This is a genomic window from Mesorhizobium sanjuanii (assembly GCF_002529485.1).
In the GTDB taxonomy this organism is placed as follows: Bacteria; Pseudomonadota; Alphaproteobacteria; order Rhizobiales; family Rhizobiaceae; genus Mesorhizobium; species Mesorhizobium sanjuanii.
The window spans coordinates 1-6,184 of record NZ_NWQG01000147.1; the positions used below are offsets into that span (position 1 = coordinate 1).

At 63.9% G+C, this 6,184-nt stretch carries 8 protein-coding genes; 1 reads left to right on the top strand and 7 read right to left on the bottom strand.

Annotated features, from left to right (window positions below):
* Positions 1 to 35 precede the first annotated feature (35 nt).
* The 6 genes from CN311_RS20970 to rplS all read right to left on the bottom strand — a co-directional run bounded on the left by CN311_RS20970 (position 36) and on the right by rplS (position 4,409).
* Complete coding sequence (locus CN311_RS20970) at positions 36 to 671, bottom strand: class I SAM-dependent DNA methyltransferase (RefSeq protein ID WP_097575621.1); 636 nt, start codon at positions 669 to 671, stop codon at positions 36 to 38.
* A gap of 53 nt (positions 672 to 724) precedes the next feature.
* Positions 725 to 1,537, bottom strand: a complete 813-nt coding sequence (locus CN311_RS20975; protein WP_097575622.1) for an amino acid ABC transporter permease — start codon at positions 1,535 to 1,537, stop codon at positions 725 to 727.
* Between the two features lie 215 nt (positions 1,538 to 1,752).
* Positions 1,753 to 2,553 (bottom strand): transporter substrate-binding domain-containing protein, encoded by an 801-nt coding sequence (locus tag CN311_RS20980; RefSeq protein ID WP_097575623.1) that lies wholly within the window; start codon positions 2,551 to 2,553, stop codon positions 1,753 to 1,755.
* Between the two features lie 236 nt (positions 2,554 to 2,789).
* A complete protein-coding gene (locus CN311_RS20985) occupies positions 2,790 to 3,287 on the bottom strand; it encodes a MarR family winged helix-turn-helix transcriptional regulator (RefSeq protein ID WP_097575624.1) in 498 nt (165 codons plus the stop codon).
* A complete protein-coding gene (locus CN311_RS20990; RefSeq protein WP_097575625.1) occupies positions 3,284 to 3,700 on the bottom strand; it encodes an organic hydroperoxide resistance protein in 417 nt (138 codons plus the stop codon). The genes CN311_RS20985 and CN311_RS20990 overlap by 4 nt, the downstream gene beginning before the upstream one ends.
* Positions 3,701 to 3,857: 157 nt before the next feature.
* Positions 3,858 to 4,409, bottom strand: a complete 552-nt coding sequence (gene rplS, locus CN311_RS20995) for a 50S ribosomal protein L19 (protein WP_097575626.1) — start codon at positions 4,407 to 4,409, stop codon at positions 3,858 to 3,860.
* A 326-nt stretch (positions 4,410 to 4,735) separates the two neighbouring features.
* Between rplS and CN311_RS21000 the strand changes: the two genes are divergently transcribed.
* Entirely contained in the window at positions 4,736 to 5,488 is a 753-nt protein-coding gene (locus CN311_RS21000) for a sulfite exporter TauE/SafE family protein (protein WP_097575627.1), read from the top strand.
* On the opposite strand, the gene trmD is transcribed toward CN311_RS21000, so the two are convergent.
* On the bottom strand, positions 5,470 to 6,174 hold the full coding sequence (trmD, locus tag CN311_RS21005) for a tRNA (guanosine(37)-N1)-methyltransferase TrmD (protein WP_097575628.1): 705 nt from the start codon (positions 6,172 to 6,174) through the stop codon (positions 5,470 to 5,472). The two genes, CN311_RS21000 and trmD, sit on opposite strands and share 19 nt — an antisense overlap.
* Positions 6,175 to 6,184: the final 10 nt, after the last annotated feature.

The following is a 6,184-nucleotide window of genomic DNA, read 5'->3' on the forward strand; positions in this document are numbered from 1 at the left end:
GCTTTGCGGGGGCGAGGAACAACCGCCAGGCTTACTCAAACCACTTCAAACACGAACGTCTTGACCAGCGCATCCGGCTCGGCGATCGCATAGCAGCGGAACCAGGGACTTTCCTCGACCGGCCGCCATTTCTTCGCTCGCTCCAGTTCGCCGAACACAGCCTGAAACCCGCCGCTCTCGAACACCTGGTCGCGGACGGTGAAGATGGCGTGGCCGCCCTTTTTCGTGACGCGCACCAGTTCATGCAGGCCGGAAGCCGGCGCGTGACTGATGGTGAACACGCCGGTCGAGAAGAAAGCGCGGAAATGGCCGTCCGGCCAGGGCAGCGGCCCGCCGAGCATCGCGTTCTTCAGCTCGCTGTAGGCCTGCCGGCTGCCAGCGATCTTGAGCATGTCGTCCGACAGATCGAGCCCGGCAATGTCGTGATAGCCTAGCGCCTTGAGCGACGGCCCAGACAGGCCGGTGCCGCAGCCGGCGTCGAGCAGGGGGCCTTCGCCTGCCGGCACATGGCGCGCCACCCAGGCGGTGATCAGGAACGGCAGGAGATAGCCGAGCGCCGCGGTCTCGCTGTCATAAGTCGCGGCCCATGCGGCATAGGCGCCAGCCAAGGCTTCCGGCGTCTCGGCGGTATAGACCGAATCCAGCGCGGCACTGGCCTTGTCGATGATCATGGGATTCTCCCGCATTGGCTTTTCCCTGATGTAGCGCCGTCTTCGCTTGCCTTCTATTCCTCATGCTGGCGGCGCAGCCGTTTCTCTAGCGCGCGCAAGGCCAATGACAGGCCGACGGTCAGTATGAGGTAGATATAGGCGACGATGGAATAGGTCTCGAAGAAGCGGAACGAGCCGGCGGCGTAGATCTTGCCCATCTGGGTGATGTCGGCGACACCCAGCACCGAGACCAGCGAGGAATCCTTCACCATGGCGACGAAGTCGTTGCCGAGCGGCGGCAGGATGGTGCGGATCGCCTGCGGAAACACGATCAGACGAAAGCGCTGCGCGCGCGTCAGCCCGAGCGCCTTCGCCGCCTCGATCTGGCCCTTCTCGACCGCCTGGATGCCGGCGCGGAACACCTCCGAAATGAACGCCGAATAGCCGATGGTCAGCGCCATGATGGCGCGCCACAGCAGCGACACGTCGCGAACCATGAGTTCACCGAGCAGGCCGGCGCTTTGCAACGGCGCGGTCACCGCGTTCCATGCCGCGACGAAGGCCGGCGCGCCGGCAAAGGCGATCCAGAACAACAGCACCAGGATCGGCACGCCGCGGATGATTTCGACATAGAAGCGGGCGATCTGGCGCAGCCACCGCGAGTTGGACAGCCCCATCAGCGCAATGCCGAGCCCGATTGCCGAGGCCAGCGCGAAGGCCACCACAGTGACGAAGACGGTGATGCCGATGCCCTTGGAGACGGTGGCGAAAACCTGGGCATAGAGGTCGCTGGCCGTGATGAAAAGGGCTGCCGCCACGGCGACTGCCACGGCCACCGCAAGCCACCAGGGGAAGTCGGTTTTGGCGGTGGAAGGTGCCGCTGCCATCAGGCAGCGCCGACAAAGCAGACATCGCGAAGGCATGGTGCCAAGGCACCCCCCGCTGTCCTGCCGGACATCTCCCCCTCAAGGGGGGAGATTGGCGAAAGCTGAGGTGACATCCAATCTCCCCCCTTGAGGGGGAGATGTCCGGCAGGACAGAGGGGGGCCTCGTAGAGCAAAGTCGGTGAGCGTTCTAGCGCGCAATCGTCATGCAAGACGAACTACTGCCCCATCTTGTAATCAAGGAACCACTTTTTGTTCAGCGCATCGAGCGTGCCATCGGCCTTGAGTGCCACGATCGCGGCGTTGACCGGCTTCACCAAGTCGGACCCCTTGGGGAAAATAAAGCCGAAGTCCTCGGTGCCGAGCGGGCCGCCGATCAGCTTGAGCTTGCCTTCGGAGGCGTCGACATAGCCCTTGCCCGCAGTGCCGTCGGTCAAGACGACATCGACATCGCCTGATTTCAGCGCCTGCACGGTGGCGCCGAACGTCTCGAACAGTTTTATGCGCGGGTTCTGCTCATTGCCATCGAGCACGCTGTAGACGGCGGTGTAAAAAGGCGTGGTGCCGGCCTGCGCGCCAATCAGCCCCTCCTTGAAGGCGCCGAACGTCTTGGCGTCGGTGAAACGCTTCTCATCGCCGCGCACCAGCATGAACTGCTCCGAGCGCATATAGGGGTCGGAGAAGTCGACCTTCTCCTTGCGGTCGTCCTTGATGGTGATGCCGGTCATCCCGATGTTGTACTGGTTGTCGGAAACCGCCTGGATCATCGCATCCCAGGAGGTGTTCTGGTACTCGACCTTGAAGTTCAGCCGCTTGGCGATTTCGTCCATGGCGTCATATTCCCAGCCGATCTGCTTGCCGGTCTTGGCGTCGATGAACTGCAGCGGCGGATAGGCGTTTTCGGTCACCACCACCACTTTTTTGCCGCCGAGGTCGGGCAGCGCATCGGCGGCCCAGGCGGCAACGGGTGCGAGAAGACAGGCCGCCAGCGCAGCCAGCAGCAGTTTCGATTTGGTCATGACACGCTCCAGGGTGAAAAGCCCCGCATAGAGCCGGGCTCACATGAAAATCCGGGCGCGACTTTATCCGTCCGCAGACAGCTTGCAAGCCGGTCCGGTGCTTAAGGCCGGGTGAAGCGGATTCCAATGGCTTCAGCCGGCGCGGTTTTAGAACCCCTTCAAGACGGCATTATTCCGTGATCAGCGACGGCAAGCCAGGCTGCACTCGGACACGAGGGAAACTGTCAAATGACGGGTCAGGATGGTGACGTCGCGTCACGCAGCTTGCCGATAAATCCCGTCAAGGTGCGGTGCAGCGACTTCAGCTCTTCAGGCTCAAGCGGCATGCCGCAGGCGAGGCCCGCCGACACATCTTTCATGCGTGCCCGCAACGCCTGGCCTTCGGCCGTAGGTTCGACCAGCACGCGGCGCTCGTCGGCGGGATCGCGCCGGCGCGTGACCAGACCGTTCGCCTCCATCCGCTTGAGCAGCGGCGTCAGCGTCGCCGAATCCAGGCCCAGCGCCTCGCCGAGGTCGCCGACCGTGCTCGGCGCGCGCTGCCACAGCGCCAGCATCGCCAGATATTGCGGATAGGTGAGACCGAGCGGGTCGAGCAGCGGCCGGTAAAGCTTGGTCATCAACCCGCTCGCCGTGTAGAGCGCGAAGCAAAGCTGCTGGTCGAGCCGCGGCACGGCAGAAGTCCCGCCGTCTGGCGCCGGGATTTCGCTGGTTCCGATTTCGGTTCTGGTCGTCATGCTGCCTTTGTCGAAAGCGCCACCTCGACATTGCCCCTGATGGCGTTCGAATAGGGACAGATCTTGTGTGCTTCCGATACAAGCGCTTCCGCGGCGGCCTGATCAAGGCCTTTCGTCTCGGCGGCAAGCGCGACGCCGAGCTTGAAGCCCTCGCCATTGGGAAGCAGGCTGACTGTGGAAGTCACCGACGCATCGGTCAACGGCAGCTTCTGCTTGCGCGCGACAAAGCGGATGGCGCTTTCGAAGCAGGCGGCATAGCCAATGGCGAAGAGCTGTTCGGGATTGGTGGCACCACCCTGCCCGCCGAGTTCCTTCGGCAAGGCAAGACCGACCTTGAGCAGGCCGTCGCTGGTCTCGCCATGGCCGGCGCGGCCGCCGGTGACGCGGGCCTGCGTGGTATAAAGTGCTGACATTTCGCTTCTCCAATTAGTTTGTGTACGATTATTTAGTACGCTATATGATAGGGCGTCAACAGCTGCGCCCGATTTTTCAGAAGGACGGACTTCACAGCTCAGTGAACGAAAAAAGGCGGCCGAAGCCGCCTTTTCCCAAAGCACGTTTCTTGAAGTCTTATTCGGCCGGAGTCGCCTCGGCTGCAGAGGCGGCGGCCTTGGCGGCCTCGTCGGCGGCCTTCTTCTCCGCGGCGTCCTGCGCTGCCTTCTCGGCGGCCAGCGCCTGCGCGGCGGCCACCTTCTCGGCCTCGATGCGGGCCTTCTCGGCGTTCAGCGCATCGCGCTCCTCGTCGTTCAGCTTGCGAGCACGCACGCCGGTGTTTTCCGAAATGCGGGCCGACTTGCCGCGACGGTCGCGCAGATAATAGAGCTTGGCGCGGCGCACCTTGCCGCGGCGCACGATCTCGACGCCCTCGAGCATCGGCGAGTAGACCGGGAACACGCGCTCGACGCCTTCGCCGTAGGAGATCTTGCGGACGGTGAAATTTTCCTGGAAGCCGGCGCCGGAGCGTGCGATGACGACGCCCTCATAGGCCTGGACGCGGGTGCGGGTGCCTTCGGTCACGCGGACCTGGACGCGCACGGTATCGCCGGGCTGGAATTCGGGAAGCTTGCGCTTGGCTTCGATCTTGGCGGCCTGTTCGGCCTCGAGCTGACGGATGAGATCCATCTCAATATTCCACTTCTTGTTCTTCCGACAGTCAGAGCGTCCGACACTCGCCTTGCAGTTCCATTGACCGCTCGGCTATGCCCTTTGTCCCAAGACATTGTATCGGGAGACATCGGGCAGGGGCGACTACACCGTCATTGTTGACGGGTCCGGCAGATTGTTCTTGCCGGTACGGGCGGGCACATACAGCTATTTCGGCGCTTTGTCACGTCTTGGCCGTGTCTTTTTTGGTCGCATGGCATCATCGCAATCGTCCACTGCGGGTTGCGCCCGCCCTTCAACCTTCCTAAGCCGGGCAAAGCACAGTTTTTTCCGGCGGCATCCCAATGTCTGTTTTCGACGCGGTCCTGCTTTTTCTCGCGGGTTTTACTTCAGGCGCCGTCAATGCGGTCGCCGGCGGCGGCACGTTCATCACCTTTGGCGCCATGACGCTGGTCGGCTTGCCGCCGATCGTCGCCAACGCCACCTCGTCGGTGACACAGTTTCCCGGCTATATCACCTCGACGCTCGCATACTGGGCCGATATCAAGCATTTCTGGCGCGGCGCGTTGCTGCTCAGTGTGATCTCGGCTTTCGGCGCACTGGCCGGCGCGCTCATCCTTCTGGCGCTCGACAATCCGTCGTTTCGCGCCCTGGTGCCCTGGCTGCTGCTGGCGGCGACCGCGCTTTTCGGCGCCGGGCCATGGCTGAAGCCGGCCCCGAAGCCCGGGCATGAAGCGTCGGTGGGTTCACTCGTCGGCTCGCTCGCTCAATTTGCGACCGCCGTCTATGGCGGCTTCTTCGGCGCCGGCATGGGCGTCATGATGCTGGCGACGCTCGGCCTTACCCAGCCCGGCGACTATCACCGGCTGAACGCGCTGAAGAACATGCTGGCCGTGGTCATCGCGGCGATAGCCATCCTGGTCTTCGTCTCGGGCGGCGTGGTCGCCTGGCCGCAAGCCATCGTCATGATCCCGGGCGGAGCGCTGGGCGGCTATGCCGGCGTCTGGATCGCCAAGCGCGTGCCGCAAATTGCCGTGCGCGGCTTTGTCGTTGGGGTCGGCCTCTTTCTCGCCTTCTATTATTTCGCCAAGGGCTGAGGCAAAGCGCCCGGCAGGTCCGGCCGCCGCTCCTGCGTCAGCTTCTCCGCCTCGGCACGCCGCCAGGCGGCGATCTTCTTGTGATTGCCCGAAGTGAGAACCTCGGGGATCGGCCTGCCCTCGAACTCCTGCGGCCGCGTGTAATGCGGATGCTCGAGCAGGCCGTTCTCGAAGCTCTCTTCATCGCCGGATATCGCATTGCCCATCACGCCGGGCAGCAGCCGCACCACCGCGTCGAGCAGAACAAGGGCGGCCGGTTCACCGCCGGACAGGATGAAGTCGCCGATGGAAACCTCTTCCAGCCCGCGCGCGTCGATCACCCGCTGGTCGACGCCTTCGAAGCGGCCGCAGACAATGACGGCGCCCGGGCCGGCGGCCAGTTGGCGCACGCGGACCTGCGTCAGCGGTTTTCCACGCGGGCTCATCAGCAGCCGTGGCCGCTGATCGCCCGGTGGCGAGGCATGGTCGATCGCCCTGGCCAGAACGTCGGCGCGCATCACCATGCCGGCGCCGCCGCCGGCCGGCGTGTCGTCGACGGTGCGGTGACGGTCGCTGGCGAAATCGCGGATCTGGATAGTCTTCAGCGACCATGTGCCGGCTTCCAGCGCCCGCCCGGCGAGTGACAGGCCGAGCCCACCTGGAAACATCTCGGGATAGAGCGTCAGCACCGAGGCGGCAAAGCTCACCGGTTGCCCC

Bases quoted from the DNA above. Each gene is read 5' to 3' on its own strand.
- CN311_RS20970 (WP_097575621.1), bottom strand. From the start codon at position 671: ATGATCATCGACAAGGCCAGTGCCGCGCTGGATTCGGTCTATACCGCC.
- CN311_RS20975 (WP_097575622.1), bottom strand. From the start codon at position 1,537: ATGGCAGCGGCACCTTCCACCGCCAAAACCGACTTCCCCTGGTGGCTT.
- CN311_RS20990 (WP_097575625.1), bottom strand. From the start codon at position 3,700: ATGTCAGCACTTTATACCACGCAGGCCCGCGTCACCGGCGGCCGCGCC.
- CN311_RS21000 (WP_097575627.1), top strand. From the start codon at position 4,736: ATGTCTGTTTTCGACGCGGTCCTGCTTTTTCTCGCGGGTTTTACTTCA.
- CN311_RS20985 (WP_097575624.1), bottom strand. From the start codon at position 3,287: ATGACGACCAGAACCGAAATCGGAACCAGCGAAATCCCGGCGCCAGAC.
- rplS (WP_097575626.1), bottom strand. From the start codon at position 4,409: ATGGATCTCATCCGTCAGCTCGAGGCCGAACAGGCCGCCAAGATCGAA.
- CN311_RS20980 (WP_097575623.1), bottom strand. From the start codon at position 2,553: ATGACCAAATCGAAACTGCTGCTGGCTGCGCTGGCGGCCTGTCTTCTC.